Here is an 18,052-nt window from a genome sequence, read left to right as displayed (position 1 = left end):
GTCGTCCTTAGAAAGATCCTATCTTGCACCTGTTAGTCGAATCTTACAGGTGCAAGTGCAGGCGTCAACCGCTGGCGCAGGCGACCGGTCGCCGATGCCGCACGAGATCGGCCTGGTCGCGTTCGTCCTCGGCCACCAGGCGACGTTCGTACCCGGACCGGGGTTTCACCGGCGTAACGGATCCGTTCACGACCGTGAAACCGGCTTCAGGCCACGCTGGCGGCCATGATCAGAGCCATCTGCGCGGCCGTCCTGGTGACGGCCTGCTCCCTGTCCGCGCCCGCCCCGGCCGGGGGTTGCGCCCCCGCCACCGCGCCACCTTCGGAATCGGCGCCGCCGACCTCGGTGAACACGCTCCGGCAGGCGTACCTCTGCGTGCTGGACCACTACTACAGCGGTCCGGCCATGGATTCGAAGGCACTGCTGAAGAGCGCCTTCGCCGCCTACACCCAGGACCTGATGCGGCGCGACGCCGATCGGAGCGACCTCCAGCTGCCCGAGCTGACCGGGAACCGCGACACCGACTGGGCCGCCTTCGCGAAAGTCCTCGGCGCCGGTGACGTGTCCGCGCTGCGCGCCGCGATCACCGCGATGGTCGCCGGACTGCACGACAACCACGCCCGCTGGGTCAGGCCGGCTCCACCATCGGAGGACAAGCCGATCGGAACGGGCATCGTGGGCATATCTGCCCAGCAGGGCCGGCAACTCGACCCGGCGGCCAAGCCGCCCTTGTTCATCACCAGCGTCCTGCCCGGCAGCCCCGCCGCCAAGGCCGGCATAAGACCCGGTGACATCATCGTCAAGGCCAACGGCGTGCCCGCGTTCATCGGGAACACCGTGAACCAGAGCATCGTCGAAGCGTTCGCCACCAATCCGGTGAAGCTCACGCTCAAGCGCCCCACGACGGGACGGACCCGCACCCTCGACCTCGGGGAGGGGCCCATCACGAGGCAGCCTCCGGCGGTGACGTCGACGACGCTTCCCGGCGGCGCCGTCCACGTCCAGCTGCCCGGATTCTTCGAAGGCGCCGCCGACCAGGTCATCGCCAAGCTGCGGGGCAAGCCGGAAGCGGTGGTCCTCGATCTGCGCGGCAACGGCGGCGGGTCACCCCGCGAGGTGACGCGGCTGCTCGGCGCGTTCGCACACGGCAAGATCACCAGCTACTTCTGCCCGTTCAAGGGCGACTGCGTGCCCAACCGGACCGACGACACCGTCCCGCTGCTCGGCTCGCGCCTCATCGTCCTCACCGACCGGGGATGTGCCTCGGCCTGCGAGGACTTCAGCGCGGCCGTCAAGGACAACAACCTGGGCACCCTCATCGGAACCCGCACCGCCGGAGCCGTCTCCGGCCCCGCCGAAGGCTATCGCCTCAACGACGGCAGCATCCTGCTGCTGCCCAAGGTCCGGCACCTCGGGCCCGCCCGTGAAACCATCGACACGATCGGCGTGCCGGTCGACCACTACGCCCCCATGACCGCCCTCGACCTGGCCACCGGGCGCGATCCGGGCGTGGCCAAGGCACTGACGCTCCTTTGACGCCTCTTCCGAGCCGCGGGGCGACTCCTCGCGATGACGCCCCCGGGGACGAGCACACGCAGGTGACCGCCTTCGTGGACTACGCTCATGACACGCCGCCTCGTCTGCAACACCCCCCGCCCCGACACATCCGTACACGCGGCAGCGGCTTGGCTAGGAGCAACACATGTCACTGGTGGGCAGGGAGGGCGAGCAAGCGCGCATTCACCGCCTGCTGGCGAATGCGCGCGACGAACGCAGCGGCGTCCTGGGGCTACGGGGCGCGGCGGGTATCGGGAAGTCGGTTCTTCTCGAGCACGCTGTGTCGATCGCCGAAGAGGGCGGCATGCGCGTGGTCCGCGTAGCGGGGGTCGAGTCTGACTCCGAGCTGGCGTACGGCGGCCTGCACCACCTGTTGTTTCCTCACGTGGATCGGCTGGACGCCCTGCCCGCTCCCCAGGCCAGGGCACTGCGTTGCGCCTTCGGCCTGTCGGAGGGAGACGAGGCCAACCGGTTCCTGATCTCCGCCGGCACCCTGTCGTTGCTCGCCGATCTGGCCGAGAAGGCCCCGCTGCTGTGCGTGATCGATGACCTGCAATGGCTCGACCAGGGTTCGGTGGAGGCGCTGCTGTTCGCTGCCCGCCGCTTCGTGGCCGATCCGATCGCGGTGCTGTTCGCGCTGCGCGATACGGCGATGCCGTTCGACATCGCGGGCGTCGAGGTCGTGGATCTGCCCGGCCTCGCCGCGCCCGATGCCGCCCGGCTGCTCGACGAGCACGCACCGGAACTCATCGAGCCGGTGCGTACCCGGGTCCTCGCGGAGTCCGGCGGCAATCCTCTGGCGATCATCGAGCTCGGGTCGTCGCGGCTCGCGGCGGACGATGCCGATCCGGCCGAGCAGGTCGGCCCGCTGCCGGTGACCCGCCGCGTACAGGAGACATTCCGTCACCAGATCGCGGGGCTTCCCGAGCCCGCCCAGCGCGCGCTTCTGGTGGCGGCGGCCGACCTGGCGGCGCCTCTCGCGACGACCTTGCACGTGATCGAATCCCTCGGCGGCACCGCCGGCGACCTGGAGCCCGCCGAACGCGACCGGCTCGTCTGGATCGACAGCCGGATCACGTTCCGCCACCCCTTGGTACGGGCGGCGGCCTATCAGGACGCGCCGCTGCACCGGCGGATCGAGGTACATCGCGCGTACGCCGAGGCGCTGCGCGGGGACGCCGATGCCGACCGCCGGGCCTGGCACCTCGCCGCCGCCACCATCACCCCCGACGAGGCCGTGGCCGCCGAACTGGAGGACGCGGCGGAGCGGGCCTGGCACCGGGGCGGCGCGATGGCGGTGTGCGCCGCCTACGACCGCGCCGGTCGGCTCAGTGCCGACCGGGAGCTGAAGGCCCGGCGTATCGCCCGGGCCAGCCAGGCCGCGTTCGACGCCGGCAAGGCCGACCGCGCCGCCCGGCTGGCGGCCGAGGCGCTCTCGCTCACCACCGACCCCGGCATCCGGGCGGCGGCCATCTATACCCGTGGCGCGGTGGAGTACGAACGCACCTCGCCGCGGGCCGATGCGGAGCTGACGCTCGAGGCCGCCGCGTTGGTGCGCGACAGCGATCCGGAGCGCGCCGTGCTCACCCTCTACGAGGCTGTGCACGCGGCCCGGCACGGAGCGGCGCACGACCTCCTGGAGCGTGCGGCGGATCTGATGCGCGGGTTCACCCCGCCGGAGCACTGGGCACCCGTGGTCGCCGCCCTTCTCGGGTGGGCGGAACTCTTCGCCGGACGCCCGGAGCAGGCCGTCGGCCCGATGCGCGCTCTCCACGCCGCCACCCGCGGCGCCGGGAACGACCTGACGCACCAGATCACGACCGGGTTCGGCGGGCTCATGATCGCCGACGACGACAGCGTCGTCACCGGTACCGAGGACATGCTGGCCGAGGTGCGGGCCAACGGGGCGCTGGGGTGGGTCCCGTACACCCTGAACGTGCTCGCGGTGGCGCGGCTGTTGCGCGGCGAGTTCGCGGACGCCCGCGCGTGTGTGGCGGAAGGCGTGTCCGTGAGCGACGAGCTCGGGAACACGACCGAGAGCCTGGCGCACCGGTCGGTGGAGGTGTGGCTCCACGCCGTATCGGGTGACGAGGCACGCTGCCGGGCCCTTGCCGAGGAGGTGCTCCCGCGGGCCCGAGCCCGGCACCGGGTCAACGCCGAGATCGCGGCCTGGGGTCTGGGCATGCTCGACCTTTCCGCCCGGCGGTTCGGGGAAGCGTACGACCGGCTCGAGCTGGTGTCCCGGGGACCGGCGAGCCGCGACCTCCTGGTCCGGGCGGTGCCGGATCTGGTGGAGGCGGCCGTGCGCGGCGGCATGCCGGATCGCGCCCACGGACCGCTGGCGGCGTTCCGCCACTGGGCCGAGCACGTCGACCGCCCGGTCGCCACCGGGCTCGAACTACGCTGCCGGGCCTTGCTGGCCGGCGACGGCGACGCCGAGGCGCTGTACACCGGGGCACTGCGGCTCCACGAGGGGCACGGCGGCCCCTACGAGCACGCCCGTACCCAGCTGGTCTACGGGGAATGGCTGCGCCGCCGGCGCCGCCGTACCGAGGCCCGCGCCCATCTCGCGGCGGCGGTGTCCGCGTTCGAGCGCCTCGGCGCGCCGCTCTGGGCCGAGCGTGCGCGCGGCGAGCTGGCAGCCTTCGGTGAGCGGGGCGACGAGCCGCAGCGCAGCGGCCCCCTCACCCTGCTCACACCCCAGGAATTGCAGGTTGTACGGCTGGCCGCCACCGGCCACACCAACAAAGAGATCGCCGCACAGCTGTTCCTCAGCCCGCGGACCGTCGGTCACCACCTCTACAAGGCGTATCCGAAACTCGGCGTCACCGGCCGCGCCGAGCTGACCGGCCTCGTCCAGCCGCAGCACCGGTAAGTAACGTCAGTCATCGGCTTCCCCGACATCGGTCACGATGACCGATGCGTCACGGGGGAGCCCCCGCATAGCGTTCACACCGTGGCCATCGGCCGTAACGCCAATGACGAGGAGACGACAATGACGCAGTACTTTCTGAGCCTCCCCCACGACTCCGCCGAGGAGCCGACGATGGAGGGCATGGACCCTGCGGAGTTGCAGCAGATGATCGCGGAGGTCGATGCGTTCAACACCGCCCTTCAGGAGGCGGGTGCGTTCGTGTCCGCCGGAGGCCTGCAGCCGCCGTCCAGCGCGACCACGGTGGACTACTCCGGCGACAGCCCCGTACTCACGCAAGGCCCCTTCGTGGAGGCCAAGGAGTATCTCGGCGGCTTCTGGATCATCGAGGCCGAAAACGACGACGTCGCGATCGAATGGACCAAGCAGGCCTCGCGGGCGCTGCGCAGCAGGATCGAGGTGCGTGCCCTCCAGGAGGCGCCCCCCGCCTGACGACCCGTCGACGCCGGGGCGCCGCACGCTGACGATGAGCAGCGGTCACCAACCTGGGCCTGGACCGGGGCCGCATGATGCGCGCGGTCGGCGTCGTCGCCGGGGCTCACCGTGGTCCGCTGCCTGCCCGGTAACCGGACCACCATCGGCACCGCGCTTGGGCTATCGGGCTTCTTCCGCGGAGGGGGTGTTCGCGGCCTCTGGGCTTTCCCAGGTCACATGAGGCGAACCCGTCAGCGCAGTGGTGTCGAGGTATTGGGGCTCCAGGACGCGCTCGGTGAACTTCCAGCCATCCGGGGTGCGCCGGTAGCGGTCGTGGAAGAAGCCGTACATGACGACCGACCTGCCGTCGCGCTGGCGACCGATCTCGAAGATGGATTCCCGGCCGGTCGCGATGTCGCCATCGAAGTGGATCGTGCCCGGATGCACGTTCTGCACCCAGAACTCCCACGCATCCTGCAGCCGTTCGATACCGGCCCGGATCTCCTTCCGGCCGATGAACTCGACATTGGCCGGGGGGATCCGCCACACCGCGTCTCCGGTGAACAGCGACACGAAACGGTCGTAGTCGCCGATCATCGCCGCGTCGGCGTGTTCGCCCCGCAGCGCCTCGATCTCGACCCGGTCGGCGATGATCTGCAGATCTCTCATCGGTTTCCTCTCTCCTGCGAACGCGATGACCGCCCACGGTGATCTTCTTCCCGCGGTGGCGGCTACAGATCATCGACGAATGAGTCCGGAGCGTCGGGACGCCCCGGCGAACGTGATGGGGCTCACATTCGTGCCAGGCCACCATTAGTGACAGTTGCGAGGCGTGGGCGCCTGTCCGGTCTCCGCGGTTCCGAGGTCGTCGGAGTGTCCGGCGTGGATTCGCGGCCACTGGGCGGTGGGACGTCCGCCGGCCCGCATGTGTGCCGACTCCCTGTCGACCTGCGGTTGCGGCCAGCCGGAGGGCGAGTCCTCCCAGGGCTCCTGGCGCCCGTACACGGTGAGGTCCATGAGCGTGTAGCTGTAGTCCATGGCCTCCACGCCGCGCCGCGACGTCCAGTAGGTCTCGAAGACGCGGTCGCCCTCCCGCACGTAGCACACGAGGTGCATCAGGCCGAGTTCGCGGCCGACGAGGAGCGCGTCAAGGGACGGCTGTGCCGAGTACCACGGCATGTCCCAGCCCATGAAGTCGCGATAGCGGACGCTTTCGTCGTAGGACGCCTGGGCGTCGGCCGGGCCGAACGCGGTGTTGCGGCCCTGGCTGAACACCGCGTAGGTGATGTCACGGGAGTGCAGGTAGGACAGTTCGCCGACCTGGCTGAGGAACAACGTGCAGCCCTCGCACTGCTCGGGCGCGGGCCGGCCGGGCCACCACATGAAGTAGTAGGCGATGAGCTGCCGACGTCCTTCGAACGCGCCCAGCAGGGTCACCGGCCCCTTCGGCCCGATCAGCTCAAGGCCGGTATCCACCTCCACCATGGGCAGGCGCCGGCGGGCCGCCGCGATCGCGTCACCTTCGCGGGTGTGGGCCTTCTCCCGAACCCGCAGCGCATCTATGCCGGCCTGCCAGGTGTCCCGGTCGACGACCGGCGGCAGGGCAGAGATGCCGTTGTTCTTCGCGTCATCGTTCATGATCGTCTCCTGGATGCGGTCGTGACCGTGCGTGGCGCCTCCCCGGGAGATCGAACCGAACCCTCAGTCCATCGTCCCCAGGAGGCCCCGAAAGGGAAACCTTGGAGCTGCGCCGCCGTGGTCGGTGAGCAGGGTGGCCGGCGGGACGAGTCCGGCCGAGGCGGCGCGACATGCCTGCGCCAAGGCGGACGCGGGGGACCGTCACCGCGTGGCTCTTCGCGTCTCGGTGCCGTCGGGATCGGAGTCGGAGGTGTGCTCGCGCAACGCTCTTGGCAGCGCGAAAGCGACGAGCACGGTGGCCAGCAGGCCGCCGCCACCCGCGATGAGAAGTGTCGCCGGTGCGGAGGTGGCGTCCAGCAGGAACCCGCCCGCCAGGTAGGAAAGTGCGGCGGCTACTCCGATCGCTCCGTAGAGGTTGCCGAAGACTCTGCCGAGCATTCCTTGGGGGACCAGGCGCTGCAGCATGGTGTTGGTGGCCACGTCCATCGCCGCGATACCGAATCCGCGGACGAACTGGGTCATGAACGCGGCGGCGACGGCCCAGGCCAGCCCCGTGAGGAGGTTGCCGGCGCTGTTCACCGCGAAGCCGGCCAGCAGCAGCGTCACCAGGGATGTTCGAGCGCTGTAGCGGGCCGTCAGGGCGTATCCGAAGAGCAGGCCGATGCCGACGGCGCCGAGAAGCAGGCCGACCGCCGACTGGCCGGCCGCGAAGGATTCGGTGGCCAGGAGGACCAGAGCGACGTCGTCCACTCCGTTGAAGGCCACGATGGCGCAGAAGCCCAGGGCGATGACCCGGACCACCTTGGCTGACCTGATGTAGCCGAGCCCGGACTTCGCGTCCCCCAGGAGCGAGGTCTTTGTTCCCTCCGGGGAGGGCGCGGGGGGAAGCGAGCGCAGCGTGAGCAGGACTGCGCCGGCGAGCAGGAAGGAGACGGCGTCGACCAGGAGCACGCCCCGTATTCCGACGAAGGGAAAGAGCGCGGCCGCGGCCAGCGGTCCGAGCGCCTCGGCCGTGTTGGTGCCGAAGCCCAGCGTGGCGTTGGCGGTCTCCAGATCCTTGTCCCGGACCAGCCCGGGTATCGCCGCGCGGGAGGCGGGCAGGAACACCTGTCCCGCGATCGCGCGCAGCCCGACCAGCACCAGCAGCAGGGGAAGCGGCGGCAACGACAGAGCGATGAGCAGGAGCACCATGCCCTGAGCCAGCTCACATGCGATCATCACCCGCTTGAGATCGAAGCGGTCGCTGATCGCGCCGGCGATCGGGCTGAGCAGTGAGGGAACGAAGTCGCCGACGAGCAGCAGAAGCGACACCGCGATCGCCTGCCCCGTGGTCTCGGCGACGTGGAGCATCAGCGCGACGAGGCTGAGCGCGTCACCGCCTACCGAGACGACCCGTGCCGACCACAGCGAGCGAAATCCCGCATTGTCGCGTAAGAGCCGTAACCCGCTCGCCTTGCTTGGGGACATGGTCTCTTTCTCCTCGGCGAGTGAGCGGTCTGGTCATCAGTCCTGTGCCGACCGGGCCGATGACAGGGCGACGATGTGCTCGGCGAGCACCTCTGGGGCGTCGAGGTGCACGAAGGTCCGTACGCCAGGGATCTCGACGAGTGAGGCGTCGCGAAACGCGCGTTGCAGACGTCGGCCGAGTGCGGGCTTGAAGGCACGGTCGGCGGCGCCCCAGACGATCCGCACCGGTCCCGTGAAGTCCTTCAGGCGGGTGGAGACGTCGAGCAGGTCCTTCGGATCGACGGCTCGCAGGAATCGCACCGCGTCCCGGCGGATCTTCTCGCTCCGCAGGCTCGGCTCGATCCATGCCCTGGTTTGGACTGGATCCAGCTTGTTGGCGAGCAGACCGAGCCCGAGGGGTGAGTGGCGGAAGGCCCGTAACCGCATCGGCTGCATGTTGAGGCGCATCCGGAGCTCGCCGCGGAGGAGACGGAAGACGATGTTGTAGGGGAAGGGCGGGAAGGTGTCGAAGGCGTCGCAGTTCGTGAGTATGAGCCCGCCGATCCGGCCGGCGTCGATGTCGAGCAGGAACTGACTCAGCGCGCCGCCCGTGTCGTTGCCCACCAGCGTGACGTCGCGCAGGTCGAGGGCCTCGAGGAAGGCCAGGATCTGCCGGGCGACGCCGCGCGGAGACTGGTCGGCGTCGGCTCGCAGGGGTGTGCGATGGGCTCCGAGCGGCCAGTCGGGCGCGTAGGAACGGATGCCTTGCTCGGCGAGGTGGTCGGCGACGCCGGACCAGACCGAGCCGTCGACGAGGAACGCGTGGACGAAGACCACCGGAGGTGCGGTCGAGTTCGCCGGGCCCGCGACGCGATAGCTGACGGAGCCCTGTGGCAGGTCGATCGTTGTCATGGGACTATCCTCAGATAGATACAACCTGTATGTAAACTTAGGAACAGACTGTATGCAAGTTTCTCGCCGCACGCAAGCAGACCGCACGGCCGCGACGCGGACCGCCCTGATCGCCGCCGGCAGGAGGCTGTTCGCCGAGCATGGATTCGCCGGAGTCGGCACGGAGACGATCGTCAGCGAGGCGGGCGTGAGCCGGGGCGCGCTCTATCACCAGTTCGGCGACAAGACCGAGCTGTTCGCCGCGGTACTCACGGAGGTCGAGGGCGAGATCACCAAGCGGCTCGCCGCCGAGATGTTCGCCGACGCGGACGCTCCCGGTGACTTCGTTTCGTTGATGATGCGCAGCGCCGAAGGCTGGCTCGAAGCCTGCCAACAGCCCGACGTGCAGCGGATCGTACTGCTCGACGGGCCGTCGGTGCTGGGCTGGGTGCGCTGGCGCGCCATCTGCCAGGCCAACGTGCTGGGGTTGATCGAGCAAGTCCTCGCCCAAGGGGTACGCGACGGTGTGCTTCTGCCGCTCCCGGTCCGGCCCCTCGCGCACCTTCTGCTGGCGGTGGCGGACGAAGCGGCACTCTACGTCGGTGCCGCCCCCGAACCGGACGCCGCTCGGCGTGACATGGTGGCCATCATCCGCCCACTCATCGAGGCGCTCACCCAAGCGTTCCAGAAGACCTGAGACGACCGGGGCCGGCGATGCGGCCGAGTCGTTCGCGCTTACAGGGAGCGGCAGGTCCTGAGGTAGCTGAGGAACGAGGCCTGCAGGCCGGTTACGTGTGTTTCGTGCAGGATCGCGCTGGTGACGGCCACGTCGCGTGTGGTGAGGCGGTGGAGGAGGGTGGCTGTGTTCTTGGTGATGCTTTGGTAGATGGCCAGATCTCCGAGGAGTTCTTGGTCGTTGAAGGTCACGTGGAGTTGGGCGGCACGCGGGCGGTCGCCCATCTCGTTGAGCTGGGTGAAGATCTGGCTGTCCGTGCCGGCGATGCCGGGACTGCCCGCTCCGATGCTTTCGAAGAGCGTGTTGCCGGTGAGCCAGGTGTAGAGGCTGAAGAGGCCGCCGTAGGAGTAGCCGAACAGGCCGTGGCCGCTGGTGGCTGTGCCGTAGTCGTGTTCGATGCGTGGGTGCAGTTCCGCGGTGAGGAAGCTCAGGAAGGCGTCGGCGCGGGTGTCACGGAGTTCGGCGAGGTAGGCGTCGGCTTCCTCACGTGTCGTCGCGCCCGCTCGGAAGCCCTTCTCCACGGCGTCGACGAACTCTTGGGCGATGGGTTCTCCGGGTGGCACGAGGTCTCGGTTGCGCAGCCGTGCCCAGTGCTGTGCCTGCTCGCCCGCGTAGCCGACGCTGACCTGGATGTAGGGCTGGATGCGTTGCATAGGGTCCATCTGGGTGACGATGAGGGGAGCCGTCATGCCCACGGCCCAGTTGCCGTCGAGCACGTACACGACAGGCGCCCGCGTCGTGGCGGGGTCGTATCGCGGTGGCGTGGTGACCCAGAGGCCGTAGTCGTGCCCGCCGCCGGAACGCATCTCGAAGTAGTCGGTGTCGGCGAGGCAGCCCTGCCACATGGCGCTCATCGCAGGTCCTTCACGACGCGTCCGGCCTGGATGACGACGATGGCGTTGGCGGGGTCGGCGAAGAGCTTCGGGTCTTCGTACGGCCTGCCGTTCCAGAGCACGAGGTCTGCCTGCATGCCGGGGGCGATGACCCCCACCTGGCCGGACAGGCCGAGGATCTCGGCGTTGGTCTTCGTGGCGGCCACGAGGGCGTCCATCGGCGTCTCGAGCTGCGCGCGCAACCTGAGTTCTTCGCCTCGGCGGTCCTGAGCCGGGCCGATGAGATCGGAGCCCAGCCCGACCCGCACTCCGGCCTCCTTGGCGACGGCGAGCGCCCGCGTCATCCGCTCGCGGACCCCCGTCACCCGGTCGCGAGCCGACTCGCCGAGGCCGGCTTCAGCGGGGTCGCGCAGCAACTGCTCGACTACGGCGAACGTGGGCACCAGGGCGACCCCGCGCGTGGCCATCAGGGTGGCCGTGGACTCGTCGAGGTCGGTGCCGTGCTCGACGCAGCGCGCCCCGGCCTCGACCGCGTTGCGGATGCCGTCGTTGTTGTGGGCGTGAACGGTCACATAGGTGCCGCGTGCCGCGGCTTCCTGGACGGCGACGGCGATCTCTTCCACGGTGAACTGGGTGTCGCTCAGCCGGTCGTGGGCGCCGACCACTCCGCCGGTCACGCAGAGCTTCAGGAAGGAGGCTCCGCGGCGGAAGGCCTCGCGCACGTTGCCTCGCAGCTCGTCCGCGTTGCCCGACATCATGGACAGGGCGCACAGGCCCGGGAGGTGGTGGCTGTTCCACAGTTCGGTGGGTTCCCAGTCGGCTCCGTAGTAGCCGTGTCCGCCGGTCTGGCACTGCACTGGTCCGCATGACAGGACGCGCGGTCCTCTGACCTTGCCCTTCGCGATCGTGGTGACGACGCCGCCGTCGATTCCGCCGGTGTCCCGGACGGTGGTGAAGCCGGCGTCGAGCGTCGCGCCGGCGGTGGCGAAGATGTCGGCCGCGATCTCGGCGGCACTGAGCTGAAACGAGAACTGCGGCTGGATCGGGCTGGACAGGCCCAGGTGAACGTGGGCGTCGATCAGGCCGGGCGTCATCGTCAGTCCGCCGGCGTCGAGGCGCTCGCCGTGTGCGCTGGGGGCGCCAAGCTGGGTGATCCGCCCGTCTTCGACGGTGACGGTGGCGTCGACGGGGTCGCGACCCGACCCGTCGGCGACCGTCGCGCCGGCTATCTGAAACCGTCCCACGAATCGTTTCCCTCCGCTGTTGCGAGCCGGCTGCGACCATGTGTGCGGCTACATGGCACCGCCAACCGTTCTTTTCCAATGGATAAACTGTGGGAGTGATCCTGTCAAGCACGGAACGCAAAGGCGACGCACGCGAACGTCTCCTGGCCCGGCTTCTCGACGCCTTCGGCGAGGACCTGCCCTCACCGGAGGTGTCGCTGCGTGAGATCGCCGCCCGGACCGAGACCAGCCACGCCCTCCTGCGCTACCACTTCGGGTCGCTGCCGGGCGTCTTGGCCGCCATGCTCAAGGCGCAGCGAACCCGTGACAACGAGGCGCTCTTCGAGACCGCCCGGCAGGGCACCTTCGACGACCTCGTCAAGGCCATCTGGCGGACCTACACCCGCCCGGAACAGCTGTCGCGCCTGCGTGGCTTCTTCCACGTCGTAGGGCTGGCCGCGTACAGACCAGAGGACTTCGGTGAGTTCATCGACTCGCTCGACGACCTGACCAAGATGCTGGCCTCGCTCGCGGAACGCGAAGGCCTCGACGCCAAGCAAGCGCTGACCACGGCCACCGTCACCACGGCCGCGATGCGCGGCCTGCTCCTGCAGCAAATCCTGACTCCAACGGCCCAGCCGGAAGACGCCATCGCCCTGATCCTGCGCATGCGCGAGGGCCGATCCGAGCCACGAGCAGGGGGCCGCCGGCCAGCCACCACGTGAGCCCACTCGACGCCCGCTTCACCGCTGGTCGCGTACCTGTATCACGAGCGGTCGCGGGCGCCTCCTCCTCATCATGGAGAACTTGTTCAGATTCATCCTGGTGCGCCCTGCCATCGAGCAGGATCCGTCGAGCATCTCGCTGGGGCAGCGGTCGGACTACCAGCAGGCCCTGCGGGCCGCGGTCGAGACCGGGGCGGGACGGCTGGGCATCGAGCAGGCGTCCGAGGCCTTCGTCGCCTCGCCCTCCTTCGTGGGGGAGGTGGGCGCGACCCCGCTGGGAGCACAGCTCGACCGGCTCGCCGACCGGATCGACGCGCTGGAGCGCGAGAAGCGGGCGACCCGCGACATCGTGACCGCGGCGATCAGGAACGTGTTCGGGCAGCAGCCACGCGAGGTCGTGGCGGGAGCACCGTACAAGGACACGGTCAGGCGGCTGCGAGACAGCCTGATCGCGATCAAGGTGCTGCAGCGGTTCCACGCGCTGCCCATCGAGCGGCTCACCCGGCAGTTGCGCACCGCCGAGCTGATAGCCGAGCTCGTCGGCGGCGCCTCCGCTCCCGGGGGCGATTCCCAGCCGGACGCCGCCGACGACCGAGGCGGTCCCGACCCTTCGCCACCGGGGAACGACGAGGCGCTACGGCGTAAGCGGCGGCGTTCCCTCGCCCTCCCCATCGACCTCGGCCTGACCTCGCGACTGTCCACCCGCGACACCGAGCAGCAGATGCGCGAACAGCGAGAGGCTCAGCTGAACCAGCGCGCCGCCGAGATCGAGGAACTGCTGGGCGTCCACCAGACCCTGCGTACCGCGATGTCTGAGCTGTCCGCGCTGGAATCGGCCAGCTTCCGTGTATCCGATCGCGCCCCGGACGCCGCGGCGCCGCCGCCGGACGCCGTACGCCTGTCCAACGCCGCGACCCTGGCGGCCGCCTACACCGGAGACCTGCGCCGGCGCCAGCTCAGGGAGGACCCGGTCATCGGGGAGGCCGCCCCGGGCACCGGCATCGATCTGCCGTTCGCCACGCTCGCTCAGACCCTGGTCAGCGCGCAGGGCGTCGTCCTGCCCGGGCGTGCGGCCTTCACGGCGCCCGACCTGTCCGAGATCGGGTTCGTCCTGAAACCCTCCGCCGCGGAGCGGCTGTCCGAGCCCACCCGCGCCGCCCTGTCGGATCGCGGCCTCGACCTGGCCGCCATGCCGCTCGACCGGCTGACCCACCGGCTCGAAACCGACCTGGCCGGTACGGTGGCCCGGCTCGAAGCGGTGGCCGGCCACCCGGTGCGTAAATCCCTCGTCCGCTTCGGCGACGCGCTGATCTCGATCGAGACGCCGCTGACCAAGGGATGGGGCGAGGTCGGCACCGGTGGCGTGGTGACCTTCCCGGCGCCGACGCCGATGGACGGCAGCGTCCCGGCGACCAAGGGCGATGTGGCCCCCGCGGGCGTCGCCGACCTGCTCCTGGTCAAGCAGCAGCTGACCGGGTACGAGGCGGCCGACGTCGCCCACGTCGAGAACGTCCTGCGCGGGGAGCGCAAGGTACGCGAGCACACCAGGCGCGAGGCGAGCGAGGTGATCACCTTCACCGAGCGCGAGACCGTCACCAGCGAGGAACACGAGCTGGAGACGACCGACCGCTTCGAGATGACGAGAGAGACCAGCCAGACCATCAAGGAGGACCTCGCGCTCAAGGCCGGCCTGAGCATCTCCGGCAGCTATGGCCCGACCGTGGAGTTCTCGGCCAGCGCCGAAGGGTCGGCCACCCGTAGCAAGGAGGAGGCCACCAAGGCCGCCACCACCTTCTCCCAGGACGTCACCGAGCGCAGCTCGCGCAAGATCGCCGAACGGGTGCTGCAACGCACCACGGTCAGGACGACGACCGAGACCATCGAGAAGAACACCCACGAGCTCGACAACCTGAAGGGCGCCGGGCACATCTCAGGCGTCTACCAGTGGGTCAACAAGGTCTACCGGGCACAGATCTTCAACTACGGCGTGCGCGCGATGTTCGACTTCATGATCCCGGAGCCCGCTGCCTTCCTGATCAAGGTGCTCGACCAGGCGCACACCAGCTCGGTGACGCTGACCAAGCCGTCCGACTTCACGCTCCTGCCCGCGCAGCTCAACGAGAGCAACTACGGCTTCTGGGTGGGGGTGTGCGGGGCCACCGACGTCGCACCGCCGCCCGAGCTCTACCGGACCAAGTCCGCCGACTTCAAGGCGGGAGGCGGCGACAGCAAAACCAACTACCACCATTCCGCGCAGATCGCCATCGATGACGGCTACCGCGCCGTGTTCGGCAGCGTGGCCACCGTACGGAACATCTGGGAGGCCGACCACAGCGTGGACGTCGCGCTGGGGCGGCGCACCCAGCGGCTGAGCGGCGGCACGTGGCTGTGGACGACCTCGCTCGACGACGAGCGCGACTCGATCCCGCTGGCGATCGACTCCTTCCACTGCTCGCAGGTGGCGGTGGCGGTGGAGGTCAAGTGCCAGCGCACCGACCGGGCGATGGAGAAGTGGCGGCTGGAGACGCACGCCAAGCTGCAGACCGCGCACCAGGCCAAGGTCGCCGACTACGAGGAGAAGCTCGCGGCGCTCAAGATCCAGGCGGGCGTGGCGATCCGCGGCCGCAACCCCGCGGCCAACCAGCTCACGATCCGCAAGGAGCTGCAGAAGAACTGCGTCAGCATTCTCACCGACCAGCACTTCGACCTGTTCGACGCGGTCGTGGACTCACCCGTGAACGGCCTGCCGCAGATCGATGTGGCCGAGGCCGCGGTGGAGGGCGCCTATGTCCGCTTCTTCGAGCAGGCCTTCGAGTGGGAGCACATGTCCTGGGTGAGCTATCCGTACTTCTGGGGCAGCAAGGACCAGTGGGACGAGCGGCTCGGCTACGACGATCCCGACCCGGCCTTCACCGAGTTCCTCCAGTCCGGATACTGCCGGGTCACCGTACCGGCCAGACCCGGCTTCGAGGGCGCGATCGACCACTTCCTGACCTTCGGCGAGATCTGGAACGGCGGGCCGCTGCCCTCCATCTCCAGCCCGCTCTACCTGCCGATCGCCGACGAGCTCGCCGAGCGGCTGGGCCGGCCGGGAACCGAGGTGCCCCAGGGCGAGCCATGGAAGGTGCTCGTACCCACCAACCTGGTCAAGCTGCGCGCCGACGACAAGCTGCCCCGGTGGAAGCTCGACGCCGACGGCGAGTGGGTCGAGGCCTGATGGGCGACATTTCGCGACATCGAGACATATTCCTCTTCACCCGGGACGCACTGCCACCAGGACTCCTGGAACGCTCCCGGCTCACCGCGGCCGACCTGACCTACCTGGAGCTCGGCAACTACCTGACCGACGTCTCCCAGTTCCGTGACCCGGTGAGCTACCTCTTCGCCAAGCAACGCGTCTGGCGCGAGAAGATCATCCCGAAGGCGGCCGACTCGACGAAGGTCCAGCTCCTGCGCGGCCTCGGCGCCCTCAGCAGCCTCGCGGTCCTCGGCGCGACCCAGAAGCTGAAGGACCTCACCTCCGGAACCGCCGCCGACCTCACCTCGTACGGCGGAGCCGCCGCAGCCGGAGTCCTGGCCATCCTGGCGTCGTTGCCGACCGACGTGCTGGCCGCGCTGGGCGGCGCGGACGACTGGATCGACGAGATGCTGGGCACCCCGCTCGAACGAACGCCGGGCGACCCCAAGGCGCGGGAGGAAAAGCACTACGGCAAGGTCGGCATGTTCTTCCGCCACTTCATCGAGGGCGTGACGCACCTGCTGTTCGCCCAGGACGTCCGGGAACGGGTGAAGGGCGGCTGGGGAAGCATCACGCCGATCCCCGCAGAACGGGTGACGGAGGTCTTCGGCGCCTCCTTCACCCAGTACTACCCGCACGAGCACACCGACCAGCCGCCCTACGTGTGGGATGCCGGCAAACGCCCCCAGTACCCCTCCCTGTACGGCCCGAGCCGCCGCCAGAGAACCCTGAAGGACCCCGACATCGGCGTCATGAACGCCGTCGACACGCACTACGTTCAGTACCTGGCGGAGGGCCTGGAAGACGTCGAGCAGGCCTGGCGCGCCCTGAAGCCCGCCGACACCTCGGGCCGCCAGGAACTGCTCGTCCGCATGGGCAAACTGCTGCACGGGATCGAGGACTGGTTCTTCCACTCCAACGTCGTCGAACTCCTCCGGCTGCGCGCCCACACCCCGCCCCAAGGCGCCGCAGAGTCCGACGAGGACTTCCTGCGCAGGTTCGTGACACAGCTGTCCGCCTCCGACCCCGAGTTCGCCGCCGACCAGCGACGGCTGCGCCGCAAGCTCTACCGGCGGCTCCGCTTCCCCGCGTACGAGCGCGGCACCAAGACCGAGAGCGCCGGACGGCTCAGCAGGCAGACCATGTCCGCGCCCTCGCTCCGGCACGCCTACCCCGCCTTTCCCTCCCAGCAGGACACCTCCCACACCCTGATGCACGCCCTGGAGAACCTTGAGCACAAGCTGCGCCTCGCCACGGACAGGCTGACCCGCCCCGCCGCCGGATTCCTCCCGCGAGGCGGGGGACTGCCCGGTTACGTGCTGTGCGTGGCGCGAAAACTGTTCGAAGCGCGTGACGGCACCGGCCGCGCGCTCCTCGAACAGAAGGCGGCCGAACGCGGCGTCGGCATCACCGAGGTGCTGGCCGCCGTGGCCGGATCCGGCCCGCAGCGAGCGCGGGCCGAGCTCGTCATCGTGGACGTGCTGCGCGAATGGGTGCCGCTGTTCCTCACTCTCCTGGACGAGAGCGAGCGCATGCGCCTGGCCGCCGGCATCGCCCCGCGCTCCTGGCCGCCGGAGCCCGGCAGCGACCCCCCGCCACGTGCCAAGGACGCGAAGACCGAACTCGACCTGCAGCTCGAACGCCACGAAGCCGCACTCGAACCCCGCACCACCGACGACGAGCGCGTCGAGAACAACTACGAACGCGCGATCCGCTACCTGACCGACTGCGGCTTCCTGAACAGCCGCGGCCGGGACGCGCTCACGACCGCCTTCAAGATCGACGCGGAAACCCAGAAGAAGCTGCCGGGCGCGCCCGGCGCCGGAGGGTTTCTCCTGCAGTTCGCCATCGAGCTGCAGGAAGCGCTCGACGCCGGAGAAGCGGCCGCCCAGCGGCTCGACCAGGACGAGCGCAGGGTGTTCGACCAGCGCTCGGACAACGGCGCCTTCAACGAGATCGTCGGCTCACACTCCCTCATGTCCAAGGACACCCTGACCTCGATCCCGTTCTTCGACGACACGCGCGTCCTGGCGAGTGTCGCGTCGTCCGCCGTGCTGATCATCATGCTCCAGCAGGTCGGCGCCCCGGCCCACGGCCTGGACTGGACCCGGATCCTGCACCACTTCATCCGCTACCCCCCGGCCGGCATCGGCTGGGAACGCCAGGCCATCGCCCTGTTCCATCAGAACAACCGCCAGATCCCGAAATTTGCCGACCTTCCGGAGCTGGCCGGGCTCACCCGACCCGCCACGCGCCCGGCCGCCCCTCGGGAGAGGCGCAAGCGACAGGAACTGGAGGAGCGCTACATCCGCCTCGAAGCCGAACTCGCCGGCTACCGCCACCCGTGAAAGGCACGGGCTGGCCTCACGAGCCGGAGGCGCTTAGCGTGATCGTCAACCGCGCTCGATCCGGAGGCGTC

Annotated in this window: 13 protein-coding genes; 7 read left to right on the top strand and 6 right to left on the bottom strand. The window is 69.5% G+C overall.

Features of this window, described 5'->3' with window-relative positions; genetic code table 11:
* Positions 1-225: 225 nt before the first annotated feature.
* From ACIBHY_RS43345 to ACIBHY_RS43335, 3 genes are all read left to right on the top strand, one after another.
* Positions 226-1,536 (top strand): S41 family peptidase, encoded by a 1,311-nt coding sequence (locus ACIBHY_RS43345; RefSeq protein WP_397309778.1) that lies wholly within the window; start codon positions 226-228, stop codon positions 1,534-1,536.
* Between the two features lie 166 nt (positions 1,537-1,702).
* On the top strand, positions 1,703-4,432 hold the full coding sequence (locus ACIBHY_RS43340) for an AAA family ATPase (RefSeq protein ID WP_397309777.1): 2,730 nt from the start codon (positions 1,703-1,705) through the stop codon (positions 4,430-4,432).
* An 81-nt stretch (positions 4,433-4,513) separates the two neighbouring features.
* Entirely contained in the window at positions 4,514-4,921 is a 408-nt protein-coding gene (locus ACIBHY_RS43335; protein ID WP_397309776.1) for a YciI family protein, read from the top strand.
* A gap of 162 nt (positions 4,922-5,083) precedes the next feature.
* Here the strand turns inward: ACIBHY_RS43335 and ACIBHY_RS43330 are convergent, their stop codons facing one another.
* The 4 genes from ACIBHY_RS43330 to ACIBHY_RS43315 form a co-directional block, all read right to left on the bottom strand.
* Positions 5,084-5,572: a nuclear transport factor 2 family protein gene (locus tag ACIBHY_RS43330; RefSeq protein WP_397309775.1), complete on the bottom strand. Its 489-nt coding sequence runs from the start codon at positions 5,570-5,572 to the stop codon at positions 5,084-5,086.
* 144 nt (positions 5,573-5,716) lie between these two features.
* Positions 5,717-6,541 carry a DUF899 family protein gene (locus tag ACIBHY_RS43325; protein WP_397309774.1) on the bottom strand — a complete coding sequence of 275 codons (825 nt, stop codon included), beginning with the start codon at positions 6,539-6,541 and terminating at the stop codon, positions 5,717-5,719.
* Positions 6,542-6,742: 201 nt separating this feature from the next.
* Positions 6,743-8,008: an MFS transporter gene (locus ACIBHY_RS43320; RefSeq protein ID WP_397255254.1), complete on the bottom strand. Its 1,266-nt coding sequence runs from the start codon at positions 8,006-8,008 to the stop codon at positions 6,743-6,745.
* 36 nt (positions 8,009-8,044) lie between these two features.
* A complete protein-coding gene (locus tag ACIBHY_RS43315) occupies positions 8,045-8,899 on the bottom strand; it encodes an alpha/beta fold hydrolase (RefSeq protein WP_397309773.1) in 855 nt (284 codons plus the stop codon).
* A gap of 52 nt (positions 8,900-8,951) precedes the next feature.
* On the opposite strand from ACIBHY_RS43315, the gene ACIBHY_RS43310 reads away from it, so the two are divergent.
* Positions 8,952-9,575: a TetR/AcrR family transcriptional regulator gene (locus tag ACIBHY_RS43310; protein ID WP_397255258.1), complete on the top strand. Its 624-nt coding sequence runs from the start codon at positions 8,952-8,954 to the stop codon at positions 9,573-9,575.
* Positions 9,576-9,613: 38 nt separating this feature from the next.
* Here the strand turns inward: ACIBHY_RS43310 and ACIBHY_RS43305 are convergent, their stop codons facing one another.
* Both ACIBHY_RS43305 and ACIBHY_RS43300 read right to left on the bottom strand, forming a co-directional pair.
* Positions 9,614-10,468: an alpha/beta hydrolase gene (locus ACIBHY_RS43305; protein ID WP_397255260.1), complete on the bottom strand. Its 855-nt coding sequence runs from the start codon at positions 10,466-10,468 to the stop codon at positions 9,614-9,616.
* Positions 10,465-11,691, bottom strand: a complete 1,227-nt coding sequence (locus ACIBHY_RS43300; protein WP_397255262.1) for an amidohydrolase family protein — start codon at positions 11,689-11,691, stop codon at positions 10,465-10,467. Before ACIBHY_RS43300 ends, ACIBHY_RS43305 begins: the two co-directional genes overlap by 4 nt.
* 95 nt (positions 11,692-11,786) lie before the next feature.
* On the opposite strand from ACIBHY_RS43300, the gene ACIBHY_RS43295 reads away from it, so the two are divergent.
* From ACIBHY_RS43295 to ACIBHY_RS43285, 3 genes are all read left to right on the top strand, one after another.
* Complete coding sequence (locus tag ACIBHY_RS43295; protein ID WP_397309772.1) at positions 11,787-12,395, top strand: TetR/AcrR family transcriptional regulator; 609 nt, start codon at positions 11,787-11,789, stop codon at positions 12,393-12,395.
* Between the two features lie 82 nt (positions 12,396-12,477).
* Complete coding sequence (locus ACIBHY_RS43290; protein WP_397309771.1) at positions 12,478-15,612, top strand: hypothetical protein; 3,135 nt, start codon at positions 12,478-12,480, stop codon at positions 15,610-15,612.
* Positions 15,612-17,981, top strand: a complete 2,370-nt coding sequence (locus tag ACIBHY_RS43285) for a hypothetical protein (protein WP_397309770.1) — start codon at positions 15,612-15,614, stop codon at positions 17,979-17,981. Before ACIBHY_RS43290 ends, ACIBHY_RS43285 begins: the two co-directional genes overlap by 1 nt.
* Positions 17,982-18,052: the final 71 nt, after the last annotated feature.

The organism is Nonomuraea sp. NPDC050547, from assembly GCF_044457345.1.
In the GTDB taxonomy this organism is placed as follows: Bacteria; Actinomycetota; Actinomycetes; order Streptosporangiales; family Streptosporangiaceae; genus Nonomuraea.
Note: the sequence above shows the minus strand (reverse complement) of the source record. Positions and strands in the feature narration are given on the sequence as shown.